Consider the following 334-nt stretch of genomic DNA (forward strand, 5'->3'; position numbering starts at 1 on the left):
GGCCACCGGCGCGATCTGGGAGCGGCTGGTCAAGGGCCAGGCCGCCGCCGGCCCCAACCGCGGCTGCTCCCTCGCCGCGATGCCCGGCGGCGACCTCCCCCAGTGGGCCCACCCCGGCCAGCTCCCCGGCGTCCCCCGCCACCCCCACCACCGCGGCCCCCACCCCGACAACGCACACATCAAACCCACACCCGTCGCCCAGCACCCCCACCCCCCCGACACCGCCCAGCAGCTCACCGCATAGGAGCTCTCACACGGGGACCGGAGTTCAGACGTGGGCTCGTCCGATCCCGCCCTCGACCCGGGGGTCCGGCGCGCGGACGGCACCGCGACC

General features: G+C 77.2%; 1 protein-coding gene. It reads left to right on the forward strand.

Annotation, left to right across the window (positions count from 1 at the left end; all coding sequences use genetic code 11):
* A partial coding sequence (locus tag PUR61_RS15950; RefSeq protein WP_443035177.1) for a hypothetical protein occupies positions 1-244 on the forward strand: 244 nt, incomplete at its 5' end.
* Positions 245-334 lie beyond the last annotated feature (90 nt).

This window comes from Streptomyces sp. BE20, from assembly GCF_036322525.1.
In the GTDB taxonomy this organism is placed as follows: Bacteria; Actinomycetota; Actinomycetes; order Streptomycetales; family Streptomycetaceae; genus Kitasatospora.